The organism is Paraburkholderia sp. SIMBA_030 (genome assembly GCF_046535245.1).
Classification (GTDB): Bacteria; Pseudomonadota; Gammaproteobacteria; order Burkholderiales; family Burkholderiaceae; genus Paraburkholderia.
In genome coordinates, this window is sequence record NZ_JAWRXB010001645.1 from 1 (window position 1) to 236 (window position 236).

At 67.4% G+C, this 236-nt stretch carries 1 pseudogene; it reads left to right on the top strand.

Annotated features, from left to right (window positions below):
- Nucleotides 1-236 (top strand): annotated as a pseudogene (locus SB772_RS45590) (hypothetical protein); the annotation flags it as partial.

Here is a 236-nt window from a genome sequence, read left to right on the forward strand (position 1 = left end):
CTGGGCGATATCGGTGCACACAGCATCGACGCCGCCCAATGGATCACCGGGCTGAACATCTCCGGAGTCTCCGCACTGATGGAAACGTTCGTCAAAGAGCGCCCGGTGGGCGGTGACTTCGTGGGACTTGGTGGACGTGGGGGCACGGACGGCCCCAAAGGCCCGGTGACGGTGGACGACGCCGCGTTGTTCACGGCCCGCTTTGAGGCACCGGACGACGCCGGGGCTGCCGGAGG